The sequence below is a fragment of the Meiothermus taiwanensis WR-220 genome (assembly GCF_003568585.1).
GTDB classification, from domain to species: domain Bacteria; phylum Deinococcota; class Deinococci; order Deinococcales; family Thermaceae; genus Meiothermus; species Meiothermus taiwanensis.
Map to the genome: position 1 here is coordinate 1138722 of NZ_CP021130.1, position 17422 is coordinate 1156143.

A 17422-nucleotide genomic window follows, 5' to 3' on the forward strand; every position below is an offset into this window, starting at 1 on the left:
GGTTTTTCTATGCGTTCGGACATCATCAAAAAAGGCCCTCAACAAGCCCCCGCCCGGGCTATGCTGCGCGCGGTGGGCATCGGCGACGAAGAGTTCAAGATTCCCTGGGTGGGCATCGTGAACACCTGGACCGAGGGGATGCCCTGCAACTTTCACCTGCGCGACCTGGCCGCCGACCTGAAGATTGGGGCCAGGGAGGCTGGCTTCCAGACCTTTGAGTTTGGGGCCCCGGCCATCTCCGACGGCATCAGCATGGGCACGGTGGGTATGCGGGCCTCGCTGGTGAGCCGCGAGGTGATCGCCGACTCGATTGAACTGATTGCCCAGGGCTACCTCTACGACGGCATGGTGGCCCTGGTGGCCTGCGACAAGACCAACCCTGGGGCCATGATGGGGGTGATCCGGGCCAACGTGCCCAGCCTGGTGCTGTACGGCGGCTCCATTGCCCCCGGCCTCCTGCGCGGCAAAAAGCAGACCGTGGTCTCGGTCTTCGAGGCGGTGGGGCAGTATGCCGCCGGCCAGATCAGCGAGGAGGAGCTGGCCGAGGTGGAGCGCACCGCCATCCCCGGCCCCGGCGCCTGCGGTGGGCAGTACACCGCCAACACCATGGCCATGATCCTCGAGGTGATGGGCTTCTCACCCATCGGCTACAACGCCATCCCGGCCATCGCCCCCGAGAAAAAAGAGGCCGGGCGGCGGGCTATGCGCATCCTGGCCGAGGCCATCCGGGAAAACCGCACGCCCAAGAGCTTCCTGACCAAAAAGAGCTTCACCAACGCCATTGCCGCAGTAGCGGCCACCGGCGGCTCCACCAACGCGGTGCTGCACCTGCTGGCCGTGGCCAAAGAGGCCGGCATCAAGCTCACCCTCGAGGAGTTCGATAAAATCTCGCGCAAAACCCCGGTGATTGCCGATATGCGCCCCTGGGGCCAGTACACCGCCTGGGAGCTGTGGGAGGCCGGGGGCATTCCGCTGGTGATCCGCCGTTTGATTGAAGGCGGCCTGATCGACGGCGACCAGATGACCGTGAGCGGGAAGACCCTCTGGCAGGAGGTCAAAAACGCCAAAGAAACCAAAGGCCAGCAGGTGGTAACCACCGTTGAAAAACCCTTCAAACCCGAGGGGGGCCTGCGGGTGCTCAAGGGTTCGCTGGCCCCGGAAGGCGCGGTGCTCAAGCTGGCCGGCACCGAGACCAAGGTACACCGGGGGCCGGCCCGGGTTTTCGACGGCGAACAGAGCGCCATGAAGGCCGTCCTCAAAAAACAGATCAAGCCCGGTGATGTGGTGGTGATCCGCTACGAAGGCCCCAAGGGGGCCCCCGGGATGCCCGAGATGCTCTCGGTGACCTCGGCCCTGGTGGGCGAGGGACTGGGGCCGTATGTGGCCCTGGTGACCGATGGGCGTTTCAGCGGTGGCACCAAGGGCCTGATGATCGGGCATGTGGCCCCTGAGGCCCAGGTGGGCGGGCCCATCGCGCTGGTCGAGGAGGGCGACATCATCTCGATTGACTGCGACCGGGGTATCCTGAACCTGGAGGTCTCGGAAAAGGAGCTGGCCCGGCGGGCCAAAGCCTGGAAGCCCCCCAAGCCCCACTACAAAAGCGGGCTGTTTGCGCGCTACGCAGCGCTGGTGAGCAGTGCACGGGAGGGGGCGGTCTTATTGAAGCCCGAGTAATTGGGATGGGCACCCAGTCTATTCATGCCTCGACGCATCCGGCCCAAGCCCTTAGGCTATAGCCGATGGATTGGTTCGAGAACATCCGCATCGTGCTGGTAGGCAGCCAGGAACCTATGAACATCGGGGCTGCAGCCCGCGCCATGCAGAACTTTGGCATTTCAGATCTGTGGCTGGTGGCGCCCGAGCCGCGGGTGCGCGAGGACTTGGCCCGGCACCCTGGGGGTTCGCTGGCCTACCGCCTGGCGGTGCACGCTGAGGACGTGCTGGACAGGATGAGGGTGGTGGACACCCTGCCCGAGGCCGTGGCCGATGCCCGGCTGGTGGTGGGCACCACGGTGCGCGAGCGGGAGATTTACACCGGGCCGGTGGTGGGGCCCCGGCCGATGGCCCTGCGGGTTGCCCAGGTGGCCCCACGGGGCCGGGTGGCGCTGGTGTTTGGGCGCGAGACCTCGGGCCTGACCACCGACGAAATTGACCTCTCCCAGCTTATTGTGCGCATCCCCACCTCGCCCAGGCAGCCCAGCCTGAACCTGGCCCAGGCGGTGCTGCTCCTGTGCTACGAAATTTTCGGGGTCGCCCAGGCCCCCCCTCCACCCGAACCGCTTCAGCTTGCCAGCCAGGCGGCCTTGCAGCAACTTTTTGACGATCTGAAGGAGTACATCCTACGCATCGGCTTCACCGACGAAAAACGGTTGCCTTATGCCGTTCGGCGCTTTAGGCGGCTCTTGCACAAGGCCCGTCTGACCCCCGGCGAGGTGCAGCTTTTGCGGGGTTTCCTGCACCAAAGCCGCTGGTATGCCCAGCACGGCAGGCGCAAGACCGACCCACAGGAATAGGGCGAATAGGGCCATCCGCCCCTTGAAGCCGCTCTATAATCGTTTGGCGTGGAGCCTGTTCCCAGCCTATACCGCCTGATCCGGCTGTACCGGCTGGTTCTGCCGCTGGCGATTGTGCTGGTGGTGGTGCTGTTTGAGATTTCCCTCGAGCCCTACCAGGGGCAGCCGGTGGCCTTCTGGCTGCGCCTGGGCTTTTACGGCCTGGTAGGGTCCCTGGTCACCTGGATGACCCTGGAGTGGATCGCCCAGCAGGTGCAAGACCGCGAGCGGGCCCAGCGCGCGCTGGAAGTAGCCAACCAGCGGTTGGAGGCCGTGGGCAAGATGCTTAAGCGGGCCTCGGCTGCCGACAACCTCGAGCAGGCCCTGGCCGCGGTGGTGCAGGAGGTAGCCAAAGCGCTGGGTATGGGGGCCGCCCTGACCCTCGAGGGGGTGCGGGCCACCTCACCCGGTTTTGAGCCGGGCTCGGACGCGCTCTACACCTTGCCGTTACCGGGCCTGGAAGGGAAGCTCGAGGTGGCCCCGCCCCGCCCCCTCTCAAACGAGGAGCGGGCCTTTCTGGAGGTGTTGGCGGCTGAGGTGGCTGGGGCGCTGGAGTCGGCGCGAGCCCGCAGCCGCGATCTGCTCACCCTTTACGAGGTAGACCAGGCTCTGCGGGCCGAGGCCAACCTGGGCCGGTTGCTCGAGCGCCTAATGGATCGCATCCTGGCCTGGGCGGGGGCCACCGGGGGCGGGGTGCTTTTGCTGGACGAGGAAAACTTTTTGCAACCCCAGGTGTTGCGCAACCTCGAGCTACCCCCCCACGCCTTCATGCCCGATCACCGCTGGAAGGAGGCCCTGGAATCGCCGGTGTTTGTGCGCGAGAACCTGCTGGCCGTACCCCTGCGCGAGCAGTCGGCCATCGGGCTGTTGCTGGTGCAGGGCGAGGCCGAAAACCTGCGCCAGCGCCTGCCCTTCTTACGCTTCCTGGCCGCGCAGGTTACCCTGGCGGTGCGCAATGCCCAGGCTTATCTGCGGGCCGAGGAGCTGGCCCTCACCGAGGAGCGCAACCGCATCGCCCGCGAAATCCACGATGGCATCGCCCAGGCCCTGGCCTTCATGGCCCTCAAGCTCGACCTCTCCGAGCGCCTGCTACAAACCGACCCTGAACGGGCTCTGGAGGAGTTGCACCAGGTCAAAGAGACCTTGCGCGCCCAGATTCGCGAGGTGCGCCGCAGCATTTTTGCCCTGCGGCCCATCGACCTCGAGCGCTACGGCTTTCTGGAATCGGTGCGGCGCTACGCCACCGCCTTTGCCGAGCAGGCAGGTTTCCGGGTGCGCCTCAGCCTGCCCGAAAAAATCGAACTCTCCCAGGCTTCCGAGCTGGTTTTTTTCCGGGTGCTGCAGGAAGCCCTCACCAACGCGGCCAAGCACGCCCGGCCCGGTTTGGTGCAGGTCAAGCTCACCCCGCTGGGCGAACGGGGCGGCGTGCTGGAGATCAGCGACAACGGGCGGGGGTTCAAAGCTGGCACCTCAGCGAACGGCCTGGGTGGGTTTGGCCTGACCCAGATGCGCGAGCGGGTGGAGGCCCGGGGCGGGCGCTTTGAGGTGGTCTCGGTTCAGGGCCAGGGCACCAGCGTGCGGGCCGAGCTGCCGTTTTGACCTCAGCGGGGTGAAAGCCAGAAGGGCAGTAAGCGCGGCCCCTTAGCTTGCGCCTGGCGCTGCGCTGAGAGGCTGCTGACGTTGTAAATGCCCCCGGCGCTGGCAGCGTCAAAGCTGAAGCCATCCAGGTTGTGGCCGGCGGGTGGGAGGGTGCTCTGGGCCAGGGGCAGCCAGTCGGCCAGAGGAAGGCTCACCTGCACCGCACTAAACGACCAGTCGAGCTCGAGGTTATCGCGCAAACTCCAGGTGCTCTGCCAGCCGTTGGCGGGGGTGTTGGAAGGGGCAGGGGCGCAGGGGGACTGACCGGCCGCACAGCTGTGGGCAAGGTTGGGAATGGGGTAGCTGGTGATGCCTCCCACCCAGCGGCGTGAGAGGTGGAGGTGCCAGGCCAGGTTGGTGTTGGGGGCCACCGCCAGCTGCTCGAGCTGCAGGCTGAATAGTTGGCTGCCGCTGCCTGACCACGAATATGGGCTCCATGAGGCCTGGAAGCGGTTGTTTTCTAGTCTCAGACGGGCTTCTGGCAGGCTTAGGAAGCTGGCGCTCAGGTCTTGTGGACTCGCTATAGCGCGCAACACCTGCCGGGAACGCAGGCTCAGGTTGCTGAAGGTGGTCTCGCGGGCATTGAAAACATAGAACTCGTTGGGCTTGCGTCTATTGTCGGGGATGGCCCGGTAGGTCAGGTTGGCGGCGTCTTGCTGGCTGTCGGCCAGATAAAGGGTCTGGGTGGTGGGGGTCAGGTAGGCCAGGTAGCTCAGCCCCTGGGCCGAGGGGTCGGGGTTGGTGAGGGTGGCTTTGTAGGTGCCCTCGAGCGCGAAGGAGGCAGAGCCTTGCATATCCAGATCGAGGGTCTGCCGACCGCTCAGGGTGAAGTTGCGCTGGAACAGGGCCCGGTCGGCCTGGAAGTGGGTTCCTGGTGGGGTGGGCGGCAGGTAGCGCACGGCCATCAGGTCGGCGGTGCCGTGGCGCGCACCTTGCAGCAGGTAGCCGGGGTAGGCCGGGGTGGGGGGGAAGCTGCCTGTTCGGGCTGGATCCACAAAGTCGCTGGCCGTGCCAAAGGCCACCTGGGCATAATGGCCGCCCAGGTTGTTGAGCTGTCCACTGAGGTCTGAGAAGGCGTCGCTGCTGGTGCTTGGGGGGCAGGACAGATCCAGCCTGCGCACCTCGCTTAAGGTGAGCTGGTAGACGTTCACCTGATGGGTGGTGAGGCCGGCCTCGGTCTTGCTGCACACCACCGCCCAGCCATAGCGCTCCGCCGCATTGCCAATGCGAAGGTGGTAGCTGCCAGCGGTGGGTGGTACTACCTGCCAGGCTCCGCTATCGCCCTGGGCCGCAACCCAGACGGCTCCGTTAGCGGTAAGCCCGGCCTGATCAAACACATTTAGCAGTACCAGAGCGGTGCGCTCTAGCGCGCCTTGCACACCCCGTACCCGTAGCACATAGTCCCCCAGGGGCACATCTGGGGCAGCAGAGATGGTGAGGGTGGAAAGGGTGCCTTCTGTTTCTGCCGGTGCAAAGGTTGCCCTGATGCCTGTGGGTAGAGGGGTGCCGTCGAAGCGCTCGAGGCTCAGGGCGATGGGGCCGGATAAATTGATACGAGTAATTGCGATGCTCTCGCTGCTGGTCGTGCCCCGCTGAAGGCTGAGATGCTGGGTTAGATTGAGCTGGAAGTCGGGTTCTGGCAAGGCTTCCAGGACTGTAAGGGGGAAGTCCAGGGTGCGCTCGAGGCTTCCCAAAGTGGCCTTGATGCGCAGGGGGTAGGGGCCGGTGCTTGCCGTGGAGGCCACCGAAATCCGCAGGATGGAAACGGTGCTGTTGGGCAGGGTGGGACTGAAAGTCGCACTAAGGCCACTGGGCAAGGGGGCGCCGTTCTGCTGCTCGAGGGCCAGTACCACCGTGCCCTCGAGGTTGATGCGCCGCACGTCAACTAAAAGGTCTGCATACTGCCCCTGGCGGATGGAGGGGGTGGGGTTGTTCAGGCTTAACTGCAAGTCGGGTTGTTGGCTAGGTTCTATCTGTAAGGGTAGCTCGCTGGTGACGCTTATGGATCCCTGGACAGCCTGCACCCGCAAGTTAAAGCTACCCACGGTTGCGTGGCTCGAGGCCTGAATCCGTAGGGTGGCGGTGTTGCCGGTTGTGCTGGAAGGCGTAATAGAGGCGGTTATGCCTTCTGGTAAAGGGTTGATCAAACGCAGCTCTGCCAGCCCGGGCAGATTCTGACGTACAAGGGTGATATTAACCTCTCCAGCCCCGCCGAGTACAAGGCGCAGGTGGTCTGGGGAAAAGTTGATCTGCAAGGTGGGTTCCGGCGCGGGGCGGGTGCAGCCTGCCAGCACCAGTAAAAGTAAAGTGGACAGGTGAGGCCAAAATCTAAACAATCCCTGCAATGAGTGCATAATCCACCCTCATGCTTTTGAGGCTAGCATTCCTGAAAAAGCTGTCAAGCAACGGAGCGTTACGTGGTGAGGTAGGAGGGGTTAGAAAAAAAGAGGGGGTGTGGGGGAGCTATAATCCCCCGGACTTTCAGTTCGTGGGATACATGGACTCCCCCACGTGCCCCGTAGGGGCACATAGCATGGTGGGCGGCGAATGTGGGGTATCATCCTCTTGGGGACAGGTTCCCATGCACCTTGAAACTTGGAGTAGGGGGTTCCATTGGGTAGTCCGATGGGTAAAACTCCAAACGAACACCCGTGGCAGAGCTGGAAGCATTGCGCTCGCCTGCCGATACGGAGTCAAGGTTTTCTGGGCTTGGACGGAGCCTTCGGGCATGGTATATCTGTGGTTCCCGAGAAGCCTCAGACTTCCAGTCTGAGGAGTTGTCACGATATGAGAAGTTGCTCAAGGGGGGTCAATCCACTCCCCATGAACGCCTGACGCAGTGGGTTTGTAATGCAGCTACGTATGCTTCGCTATCTATGGGTGCTGGCTGTCGCGGTGACAGCCTGTGGTGGCACTCTTGAGCTCAACACCCCAAGTCCCACCCCACCCTCCAACCCCGCCCCGGGTGGGTGGTGGAAGCCTGGGGTGGATACCACCTGGCACATCCAATACACCGGTACGCTTGATAAAACCCGCCAAGTAACGGCCTACAACCTGGATTTGTTCGATACCCCGGCCAGTGTGGTACAGGAACTGGCGGCGCGTGGGGTAAAGGCTGTCTGCTACCTGAGTGCGGGTTCCTGGGAAAACTGGCGGCCTGACAGGAACCTGTTTCCTCCTGAGGTGCTGGGTCGCAACTACGACGGCTGGGCTGGGGAGCGCTGGCTGGATATCCGACAGATCGATAAACTGGCCCCCATCCTGCGGGCCCGGCTCGACCTCTGTAAGCAAAAGGGATTTGTGGGTGTAGACCCTGACAACGTGAACGGTTACCAGAACAACACAGGTTTTCCCCTCACGGCCCAGGATCAGCTTCGCTTCAACCGTTGGTTGGCCAGTGAGGCCCACCAGCGCGGCCTGGCTATCGGACTCAAAAACACCACCGAACTGCTCCCACAGCTCATCAACGACTTCGATTTTCTTGTCACCGAGGAATGTTTTGCCCAGGGCTGGTGTGACCAGACCCGGCCCATGGTGCAGGCCGGCAAGCCGGTGCTGAACATCGAATATACCGACACCCGCATCAAGAGTGCTTCTCAGTTTTGTGCTAGCAGCATTAGTATGGGTATTTTCTCCATTTTGAAGCGGCGTGAACTGGATGGCTGGGTAGAGGAGTGCAGGTAATACCAGATTCGGTTAGTTACTAACCTGACCGAAGGGTGTGCTCGAGGATTCAAAAAGATAGCTTCTGCAGGCTTTGGATGGCTATCTTTTGGCATCCGGTGTAACTCCCCCGTTTAGTCGAAATAAAAAGACGCCAATTTGGGAAAAGACTTGACACCCAGTAGCAAATAGTGGTTTCTGCGAAATGGGGTGTTTAATGTAACGTGCAGTAACACAAGGAATCTACTACTGTGTTTGACCTTCTTCTTCTACCCTTAGACTTGGGAAGGCGGCCGCGGGAGTTTAAGTCCGTCTCATTTTAGATTAAGGGTTCACTAGAGATGAACACAACACACATTGCGCCTCTTTTAGCCCTGCTTGTACTGTTGCTATCCGGATGCAGCCCGCAGAAAAACAATTCGGGCCAGATATCCGATGGCTGGATCCAAACACCTTCTATGCCCCGTTTTGAGGGGGCTCCGGTTGCCCTGCCACTTCAGCAACCAGATGCCAACCGTCCGCTGCCCAGGGTGCAGATTCCTGGCTCGAGCCAGCTTCGGCCAGGGAGCGTGCAGACGCAGGGGTTGCCGGCAAACCGTGTGGCTCTGCGCATCTTGGTAATCGGCCCAACCCCCGAAGACCCCGGCCTACAAGCCTGGCGGGCATTGCTCGACCAACTGGGGGCCAATTATGAGGTGCTGTACGCGGCGACGCAGGAGCTCACGCCTGGCTTCCTGGAGGACGCTAACGGTGGGCGCTTCCAGGCCATCTTGCTGTCCAGCAACAACCTGCCATACGAAGTCTCGCCGGGGCGGTTTGAGAGTGCATTTAGTGGGGATGAGTGGCGTCTGTTGTGGGACTACCAGCGCCGCTACGCGGTGCGCTCAGTCTCGCTGTATACCTTTCCGGGGCCTGGCACCCCCAACACATGGGAGGCCGATCCTGAGGATTATCCCGAGGATTATTGCATTCGGTCGGTTCGGCCCGCTGGCTATGAAGGGGTGCCCACCGATAATCGGGCCACCAATCCGCCGGGCGACCCGCCCGATAACCCTCCTGTTTGGATGACCCTTACCCCTGAGGGGCGGGGGGTGTTTAGCTACCTCAATCCAAACGCGGAGATCCCCATTCAGAACGCCTATCTTTACCCGGCTCGTCTGGCCACAGCCCAGGAATCGCCCGGTTGTCTGGTTCAGCCGCTTTTGCAGGATACCGAGGGCAATGTGCTGGGGGTGTTGAGCAGGTCTTCCGATGGGCGCGAGCGCATCGCCCTGACCTTTGCCAGCAACCCCTACCTGCTGCACACCCAGTTGCTGGGCTACGGCCTGATTCGCTGGGCTACGCGGGGCCTGTTCATCGGGGAGCGGCGGCATATTCTGGCTGTTGACGTGGATGACTGGGGCCTCGAGTCCGACTGGTGGGACGATGCCCTCCAGCCCGGTGATCCGCTACGCTACCGACCCCAAACCTTCAGGCTTTCGGCGCAGGATGCGTGGTCGCTGTACCAGCAGCAGCGCCAGCTTAATGCCAGCTATCCGCTCAGCAACGGCTTCATGCTGAACCTGGCTTTCAACGGGCGTGGGGTGAACCTCGGTGCGGCGGCCAGTTGCAACCCAGGGGTGTCCAGTAGCGACCCCCTGTCCAGCCTGACCAAGTGCCTGGCCAGCCGGATGCGCTGGGTTAACCATACCCGCGACCACCCCTCCATGGACAACATTACCGACCCAGCAGCGTTGCGTTTTCAGATTGCCGAGAACACCCGCCTGGCCAACCAGATGGGTCTTTGGTACAGCCCCAAAACCCTGAAAACCGGGGAACTCTCGGGCCTGGGCTGGTACCGCAGCCCTGCCCCAGCGCCGGTGATCCCCCCAGCTTTGCCTTCGGAGTGCCCTGCGGTGTCGGGGCCTACCGGCCCTGGAGCGGATGAGCCCCGCAAGGATTTTGGCTTAATTTGTGCCAACCAGTCCATGCTGGATCGTGCGGTTGAGCTGGGCATTCGCTACATTCACGGCAATTACTCGGTGAAAAGCCACCAACCCCCCTGCCCCATCTGTGGGGTGGTGCTGCGCCCAGGCTTGCTGATGATTCCGGTCTGGCCCACCAACATCGCCTACACCGTGACCACCCCGGCTGAGGCCACCTCGTTCTACAACTACATCTACGCACCGGGAGGGCGCTTCCCTTACTGGCCTAGGGCGCTCACTTACGAGGAAATTCTCGATCAGGAGACCAACCTGGCCCTCTACCACCTGCAGGTTAGCGCCAGCTCGCACTACTTCCACCAGGCCAACCTGCGTGAGTATGCACCTGGCCGCAGCCTGGTTTTCGATTACCTTAACCGCCTGATGCAGAAATACACCAGCTACTACAGCATCCCGGTGCTCAACCCCTCCTGGGACGAAATTGGCGCGTATGTGGCTGAGCGTACTCAACACACTGCTTTGCTCCAGGCTGGCATCACCGCTTTTTGGGATCGCAGCCAGAATTTGGTCACAATCTCTGCGCCTGCCGGAATTTCCGGTGTACTGTTTTTTACAGGGACTGCGCAGGGGATGAGCTGGGTGTACGGTGGGGATACCGTCTCAAAAGTGAGCCTGTCGGCCGGGCAGGAACTGCGCTTTTCCTACCACCCTGGGGAGTAGGGGAGGTCTTGAACAGATTTTATGAGAATTGCCCTGATTACCGAAGGAACCTATCCCTTTGTGGAAGGAGGGGTAAGCGTCTGGTGTGACCAGCTAATTCGTGGGCTCCAGGAAATGGAATTTGAAGTAATTGCCCTCACCGGCAACGGCCTGGAAAAAGCTGTTTACCCTCCCCCCGCCAACCTAAAAGGCGTGGTGAATTTCCCTTTATGGAGCTCGGTTCGCAGAGGCCGCTCCAGGAACCGCACCTCCCGCTGGTTTAACCAGGTTCATCAAAGTTTTGTGAATGCTTTGGTAAGGCCTAACTGGGGCACCACCTATTTTCTTTGGGCCCTAAGGGCGATGGCTGGTTACGCCCAGCAGGCTGATCTGGGAGAGGCCTTACTAAGCGAAGGCTCGATCGGGCGTTTGATTAAGGCTTGGAAGGAGTGCCAGTCCCAGGCTGTTTCAGGCACCGAGCTACCGGAATTAACCCTGCAGGATGCCTTGCAGGCTACGGACTTGATCGAGCACCTGCTCCGTCCTTTACTGCTCATACCACCCAAGGCCCAGATCTATCATGCCGTTTCTAATGGGCCTGCCGCCTTGGTTGGAATGATGGGCAAATGGTACCACCAGGCCCCTTTTGTGCTTACCGAGCATGGGGTGTACCTCCGGGAGCGCTATCTAAGCTACCTTCAGGCTCCCTATAGACCTTCGGTGCGAATCTTGATCCTAAACTTTTTCCGCTTGCTCTCGAGTGCAGCCTACCGCATGGCTGATTTAATTGTGCCAGTTTCGGAGTACAACCGCCGCTGGGAAGAGCGCAACGGGGCTTTTCCTGCCTCCATTCGCCCAATTCACAACGGCATCGATCCGACGCAGTTTCCCCCGCCCGCAGTAGAACCCGATCTGCCAACGCTCGTTTTTGTGGGCCGCATTGACCCCCTTAAAGACCTACACACCTTAATTGAGGCGTTTGCCTACACCAAAGAGCAGGTTCCCAATGCGCGCTTGCGCATTTTTGGCCCTACCCCAAAGGGCAACGAGCGTTATCGGATAAGCTGTGAAGAGCTTATCGTTAGGCTGGGACTGCAGGGGGCAGCGAGTTTTGAAGGCCGTGTTTCACCGGTCGCAAAGGGCTACCAGGCCGGCCATGTGGTGGTGTTGAGCAGCATTTCAGAGAGCTTTCCTTATGCGGTGATCGAGGCTATGTCGTGTGAGCGGGCCACAGTTTCAACCGATGTGGGGGGGGTGGCCGAGGCGGTAGGGGATGCAGGTATTTTGGTGCCGGCCCGCGACCCTGTAGCCATGGGTAAGGCATGCGTCGAGCTTCTGCTCGATGATGAACGCCGAATTGCCTTGGGTAAAGCGGCACGGGCCCGCGTGCTCAAATACTTTACCCTCGAGCGCTTTTTGAACGACTACCGAAAAATGTACCAGGACGTGGTTTTGGCGGGGGCCTCTGTCCAAGAAGAGGTAAAGGATAGGGCCGATCTGGTGCTGGCTGGCAGCGATGAGGCTGGTATATGAGATTCCTTGCCCCCGATAGGGTCTGCTACCATGCATAGTATGGCGGCGGGGTATCGTCAACTACCTCCGGCTAAAGCCAGGGGCTTGCAGGTGGAACGATAGCCATGAATAGCGTCTCATACCCCCGCGTTCGGCTGGTTGACAGCAGCCCGGCTTGCGATATTGCAAGCCGCGAAGTAGTCCGCAGGCCCAGAGCACCCGCAGACTACGCAACGAAACAGCGCCTGTGTTGGACGGTTGGCCTTCTCGGTATGTCCGCAGGCTGGACATTGCCGGGAAGTGTTCGCCGGGTCAACCCAAACCAAAGCTACACCGCTCCGTTCAGCTTTGTACCGCAGTTTCTGACCCAGGTCATGGAACGCCCAGCGATGCAGCGTAGCCCTCTGGGGCTTGCGAAGCCGTACCCGTTCGCGGATACCCCGGAGGTCTTCCAGGGCGATGCCGCGCCCGGTGCGTTGAGCCTTGGCTACGATGCGTTTGCTGACCGTGTGGTTGGTATGGTTGGCAAAGCGTTTCTCTTTGCCCGAGAGTTCTTTCAAAAGACGCCTGGCCGACTTGGTGCCCTTCTTTTGCAGCTTCCTTCTCAACCTCCTATGCCGGTGGCGCACCGAGTTCAGGTGCCTGCCGGAGTAGGTCTCGCCATCCGAGTCGGTGGCGATGTTGACGATACCCAGGTCTATTCCCAGAAAACCGTCAGGGTTGACGGTAGGTGGGTCGTCGTACTCGCACCACAGGTGGATGTACCAGGAATCCCGTCCTCTGACCAACTGGCCGCCCTGGATGCTTTTGGCGGTTCGCAGGAGGTGGCGTTGATACCCGGCGATGCGCATGGGCACTTTTACCCGTCCATCTACGGTGCTGAGGCTGACCACCTCCTTTTCCAGGTTGACCGAAAGAATGCGCTGGTCGTAGTCCACCGAGGTGGCCTTGAAACCGCCCGCCCTGTGCCCCTTGCGCTTTCCCACGCGGGCAATGGCACGTATGGCAAGATTGGCGGTCAGACCGAAGCGTTCCCGAAGCTCCTGGTAGACCGCCCGCTGGAGGGCAAACTTGTTCCAAACGTTGTCCCTACGGGCTATCTGAAGGGCATAGTTGCAGGCGTTGGCAAACTGATTCACCGTGCGAGAAAGCTTTTCGGCTGTACTCGCATCGGGTATCAGCTTGCATTTCACGGACAGGAGGGACATGCTTGTATGGAGTATATCGCCAGGTTGGCGACCCCGCACCGAGCTTCGCTCGGCTTTCGTTTCCTCCCCGCATTGAAATGCAGGGCATCCACGAAAGGAGTTTTGTGAAGCGGCATTAAGTATTCTGTTTTACAAAGAAGTACGCTCAGTAGAAAGGTGGGCACAGCAATGTATGGTGGGGTGCATCTTCCTATCACAACCTCGCAGGGGCGTATGCAAATTTAAACCGTTGGCGGAAGGCCGGTGGGACACCTCAAGGAGTGGCAGTCGGCATGAGCCAACGTACAGAGTTTTATAGCGAGCGGGGAGTGGCTGTTTTAGCCAGCTACACCCGAGCTGGGTACCCGGTGGGTGCCCCGGATCGCCTGGCAGCCCTGCTGCAGCACCTTGGGCCGTTGATTGAAACCGCAGTGGATGCCCAGCAGGTAGCTGCGGTGCTCGAGGCTCACGGCTACAACGACCGAATGGTGATGGAACGCTACGGATACCCCAACGTGTTTGAGTTGGCGGAAGCGCTCTATCGTATAGCGCCGCGTAGGGCGGCCGCTTCCCGACGTAAAGCCAATCGCCTACCCGAAACTTTACGCGAGCTTTCGCATGGGCTTTTTTACGGGATGCCCGGCCTGTTTTTCCCGGCGATTTTTGCCTGGGTGGGTGCTCGGGAAGCCACCCTCGGCCTGATTTTATCGGCGATTCTGGGCTGGGCTTGGAGCCAGGGCATGATTCGCCTGGCCTATGTGCTGATGGGCCGAGGGTTTGCTGCTGAGGCCCGTAGGCTCTTGCAAACCATGTTTTTTCTAGGCCTGGGGCCGGCTTTACTTGTTTCGCTGCTTCTACAGGCCGACCTGGCCCTCTCGGTCTTGGTGGTTTTACAGACGGCTTATCATATGGCCTCGAGCATCCTGCTTTTGTATAAGCGTGAACTTTGGCTGTTGCTGGCGGCTTTGCCGGCGGCACTGGTGGGGGTTTTGTTTTGTGGTTTCCTGACCTACTGGGTGCTGCTAACACAGTTGTGGTTATGATGATTTCTGTTCTGCTAAGTGTGGCCGCCGCCCTTCTCGACCTGCGAACCAAAGTGGGACACTCGCCCTGGAAGGTGCTGCAGAAAGCCGACTGGCTGGATGCGATACCACTGGTGCTATATGGATTTTTTAGCGCGGTTTTTGTTTTCATCAATCCCTTCTGGCACTGGGTTACCGGTACATCCATTGTGCTGGGGCTGGCGGTGGTACCGCTGGTGCTGAGCATGGGCGGGTTGGAATGGCAGTTGCGGGTTTTTCTGGAGCGGGTGAGCGTGTTGCTGGCCAGCACCAGCGACTTGAGGGTGTTTGCCCGCAACATCAACCGTATTTTTCTATCCGCGCTGGCTTCATATGCTGGGTTGTTGCTGGCGATAAGCCTGTTGGCCAAAGTTTTTTTCAACCTCAACAGCCCGGAGTCGGAAGTCTTTTTAGTTGCGAACTTCCTGTTAGGTATTGGATTTTTTGTGGCCTTTACCCTCACTTCTATGAACCGCACCCTGAGGGTTTTGCTGGGTATGATGCTGGCCTTGCTGGTGTACGCCGTGGTGTTTGCTCTGTCCATCCAGGGTGTACTTCCTCTGGACGAGTCGGTGAGCTACTTGCTTGGGTGTGGGGTTTTTACCAGTTACTTGTTGCTGGTGGCTTTGCCGGTCTTACGTGAGTTGCGCAACTACCAGTGAGTTGAAGATGCACCTCAAGCGCCGATGCGAGCCTTGGCTTTTTATTACGGTAAAGGGCGCCTGCAACAACTGCGCCGCTATGCTCAGGTGGTGTTGCAAACCTGGGCCTATACCCCTATAGAGCTTCAGTGGCTGCGCAGCCAAGACACCCGGCCGCTGGCCTATCTGAGCCTGGGCGAGGATCAGCCCATCCCGGCGCCGTGGCACCGCAATGCTCGCAACCTGGACTGGAACACGGTTTATGTGGACCCGGCCCACCCCGATTGGATTAAGAATCGACTGAATGAGGCCCAGAAGGCCATTGATATGGGATTTGAGGGTTTGTTTTTGGATACCCTAGACGCCGCAACCCTCAACCCCCAGGATCGGGGTGCCATGCTCCAGCTCATAGCTCGGTTGCGCGCGCTGGTTGGCCCCAGGCGGCTATACGCCAACCGTGGGTTTCATCTTCTGCCCGAGCTGTCGAGCCTGGTTGACGGGGTGGTTCTGGAGTCGTTTTCCACCACCTGGACGCCCGGGGGCTACCGGGTGCTGCCCACCTACGAGCTCGAGTACAACCTGAGCTGCCTATTTCGCTTGCAGGGGTTTGGCCTCGAGCTCTATGCACTGGACTACGCCGATCGTTTTTGGCTCGAGGGCTTTGCCCGACTCCGGGCGATGTACTATGGGCTACCAACCTTTGTCAGCAACCGCGACCTAACCCGGTTATAGATTAATCCGGGTCTGGCTGGAGGTACTGCTTGTTAAAGGCGTGGGGTAGCAGCGCACCCACGGTGGTGTGCAGCTCGGGGCCGTTGAGACTCAGGCAGTGCACGGGCACGCTGGGAAGAGCGAACTCGCTCAACACCTGCCGGCAGCCGCCGCAAGGGGTGGCCGGTTGTGATCCTCGGCTGAGCACCCAGACCTCGGCGATCTCGCGCTCTCCAGCCGAAACCATCTGCAAAGTGGCCGATTGTTCGGCGCAGCGTGAGAGGGGGTAGGCGGCGTTTTCGACATTAACCCCTCCGTACAGCCGGCCCGACCCCGACTTGATCACCGCCGCCACGGCGAAGCCTGAGTAGGGCGAGTAGGAGCGTTCTAGGAGCTGGTGGAGCAGTTCTAATATCTCTTTGGGTGTTTCGGACACGGCCCTAGCATACCGTACCTAGGCTTCTTCTGAAGTCACCGATTCGCTAAGGGTTTCGTCGTCGGTGGGTGTGGGGGCCCGCTTTTGGGCCCGCACGCGCTCGATGCCCCGGGGGTCGGCGGTTTCGACGATGAACTCATAACCACCGTACTCGAGCTTTTCCCCTGCCTCCGGAATGTGTCCAAACTCATTCATCAGGAAGCCCGAGAGGGTATCGTACTCGCCTTCGGGCAGTTCGATGCCCAGCTTTTTAGAGGCCTCTTCGAGCGGAACCGAGGCATCGAGCAGGTACACCCCCTCGGCAATCTGCTGCACCGGGGCCACCTCTTCCTCGTCCGACTCGTCGTAGATTTCACCGATAATTTCCTCGATGATGTCCTCGAGGGTGACCAGGCCCGCGGTGCCTTTGAACTCGTCCACCACGATGGCCATATGGGTTTTGCGACGGCGCATCTCGCGCAACAGCTCCCGGGCGCCCATGGTCTCGGGAACAAAATAGGCTGGGTGGCAGATGCTACCCACCTTGATGCTGTCCAGCTCCGGGCCGCTGTACTCCAGCAGGTCTTTGATATAGGCCACCCCGATGATGTTGTCGATGGTTTCCTGGTATACCGGAACCCGGGAGTAGCGGTGCTCGCGGGCCATGGCCCAAAAGTCGCGCAGGCTGGCCTCGGCGGATATGGTGACCATCTCTACCCTTGGCACCATGATCGAGCGCACCAGGGTTTCCTCGAGGTCGAGGATCTGGCTGATAATCTCCCCCTCGCTCTCGTCCAGTACACCTTCTTTAGATGAAGCCTCCACGATGAGCTTGAGCTCTTCGGCACTGCCGACCATGGAGTGCGAGGGTGCCTCCTTGAGGCCCATCAGCCTGAGGAAAAAATTGCCGCTGCGGTTGAACAACCAGACCAGCGGTGTGGTGAGCCGCTGGAAAATATTGAGCGGCAGAATGGTGAAGACTGCAACCTGCTCGGTGCGCTGCAGGGCGATGCCTTTAGGAATAAGCTCACCAAAGAGCACCGTAACGAAGGTGATGAAAACCACCGAAAGCACAAAGCTAATGCTGGAAAGCAGGCTGCTTTCGGCCGCAGCAGCGGCCTGGGGCTGGCCGAACAGCGCCCCGATACCAGTCACAATCAGCCGGGTGACGTATGGTTCCCCAAAAGCCCCCAGCACCAGATTGGTGGCGGTGATGCCCAGCTGGGTGGTGGCAATGTAGGCGTCAAGCCGGGCCATGGCATCTTTGAGCAGCCGGCCCTGCCAGGAACCGCTTTCAGCCAGGTACTCGACCCGGCTGCGCCGGATGGCTACCAGGGAGAATTCAGCCGTAACGAAAAAAGCGTTGACCAGGATGAGCAAAGCGATGATGCCAAGACTACCAGGGATACTTTCCATAGGGT

At 60.5% G+C, this 17422-nt stretch carries 13 protein-coding genes; 9 read left to right on the forward strand and 4 right to left on the reverse strand.

Annotated elements, in window-relative coordinates:
* The first annotated feature begins 9 nt into the window (after nucleotides 1-9).
* The 3 genes from ilvD to MTAI_RS05725 all read left to right on the forward strand — a co-directional run bounded on the left by ilvD (nucleotide 10) and on the right by MTAI_RS05725 (nucleotide 4151).
* The gene (ilvD, locus tag MTAI_RS05715) at nucleotides 10-1674 is read left to right on the forward strand and encodes a dihydroxy-acid dehydratase (protein ID WP_187388612.1); all 1665 of its coding nucleotides are present in this window, start codon (nucleotides 10-12) and stop codon (nucleotides 1672-1674) included.
* 65 nt (nucleotides 1675-1739) lie between these two features.
* Nucleotides 1740-2513, forward strand: a complete 774-nt coding sequence (locus MTAI_RS05720) for an RNA methyltransferase (protein ID WP_027887635.1) — start codon at nucleotides 1740-1742, stop codon at nucleotides 2511-2513.
* Nucleotides 2514-2561: 48 nt separating this feature from the next.
* Nucleotides 2562-4151, forward strand: a complete 1590-nt coding sequence (locus MTAI_RS05725) for a sensor histidine kinase (RefSeq protein ID WP_187388613.1) — start codon at nucleotides 2562-2564, stop codon at nucleotides 4149-4151.
* Between the two features lie 2 nt (nucleotides 4152-4153).
* Here MTAI_RS05725 and MTAI_RS05730 read toward each other — a convergent pair whose 3' ends face one another.
* Complete coding sequence (locus MTAI_RS05730; protein ID WP_245453135.1) at nucleotides 4154-6139, reverse strand: COG1470 family protein; 1986 nt, start codon at nucleotides 6137-6139, stop codon at nucleotides 4154-4156.
* 913 nt (nucleotides 6140-7052) lie between these two features.
* Between MTAI_RS05730 and MTAI_RS05735 the strand changes: the two genes are divergently transcribed.
* The 3 genes from MTAI_RS05735 (at nucleotide 7053) to pelF (ending at nucleotide 12007) form a co-directional block, all read left to right on the forward strand.
* Complete coding sequence (locus tag MTAI_RS05735; RefSeq protein WP_223299694.1) at nucleotides 7053-7874, forward strand: endo alpha-1,4 polygalactosaminidase; 822 nt, start codon at nucleotides 7053-7055, stop codon at nucleotides 7872-7874.
* Between the two features lie 578 nt (nucleotides 7875-8452).
* Nucleotides 8453-10495, forward strand: coding sequence for an Agd3-related carbohydrate-binding protein (locus tag MTAI_RS05740; RefSeq protein WP_223299693.1), 2043 nt, complete (start codon nucleotides 8453-8455; stop codon nucleotides 10493-10495).
* 21 nt (nucleotides 10496-10516) lie between these two features.
* Nucleotides 10517-12007: a GT4 family glycosyltransferase PelF gene (gene pelF / locus MTAI_RS05745; protein ID WP_043982716.1), complete on the forward strand. Its 1491-nt coding sequence runs from the start codon at nucleotides 10517-10519 to the stop codon at nucleotides 12005-12007.
* A 116-nt stretch (nucleotides 12008-12123) separates the two neighbouring features.
* Here the strand turns inward: pelF and MTAI_RS05750 are convergent, their stop codons facing one another.
* Nucleotides 12124-13194 carry an RNA-guided endonuclease InsQ/TnpB family protein gene (locus tag MTAI_RS05750; protein ID WP_043982714.1) on the reverse strand — a complete coding sequence of 357 codons (1071 nt, stop codon included), beginning with the start codon at nucleotides 13192-13194 and terminating at the stop codon, nucleotides 12124-12126.
* Between the two features lie 272 nt (nucleotides 13195-13466).
* Between MTAI_RS05750 and MTAI_RS15235 the strand changes: the two genes are divergently transcribed.
* The 3 genes from MTAI_RS15235 to MTAI_RS05760 are packed head-to-tail and all read left to right on the forward strand — an operon-like array spanning nucleotide 13467 to nucleotide 15607.
* Nucleotides 13467-14216, forward strand: coding sequence for a hypothetical protein (locus MTAI_RS15235; RefSeq protein ID WP_245453136.1), 750 nt, complete (start codon nucleotides 13467-13469; stop codon nucleotides 14214-14216).
* Nucleotides 14213-14896, forward strand: coding sequence for a hypothetical protein (locus MTAI_RS15240; protein WP_245453137.1), 684 nt, complete (start codon nucleotides 14213-14215; stop codon nucleotides 14894-14896). Before MTAI_RS15235 ends, MTAI_RS15240 begins: the two co-directional genes overlap by 4 nt.
* A 24-nt stretch (nucleotides 14897-14920) precedes the next feature.
* On the forward strand, nucleotides 14921-15607 hold the full coding sequence (locus MTAI_RS05760) for an endo alpha-1,4 polygalactosaminidase (RefSeq protein WP_027887628.1): 687 nt from the start codon (nucleotides 14921-14923) through the stop codon (nucleotides 15605-15607).
* A 1-nt stretch (nucleotide 15608) separates the two neighbouring features.
* On the opposite strand, the gene cdd is transcribed toward MTAI_RS05760, so the two are convergent.
* Together cdd and MTAI_RS05770 are read right to left on the reverse strand one after the other, a co-directional pair.
* Entirely contained in the window at nucleotides 15609-16022 is a 414-nt protein-coding gene (cdd, locus tag MTAI_RS05765) for a cytidine deaminase (RefSeq protein WP_027887627.1), read from the reverse strand.
* 18 nt (nucleotides 16023-16040) lie between these two features.
* Entirely contained in the window at nucleotides 16041-17417 is a 1377-nt protein-coding gene (locus tag MTAI_RS05770) for a hemolysin family protein (protein ID WP_027887626.1), read from the reverse strand.
* Between the last annotated feature and the right edge of the window lie 5 nt (nucleotides 17418-17422).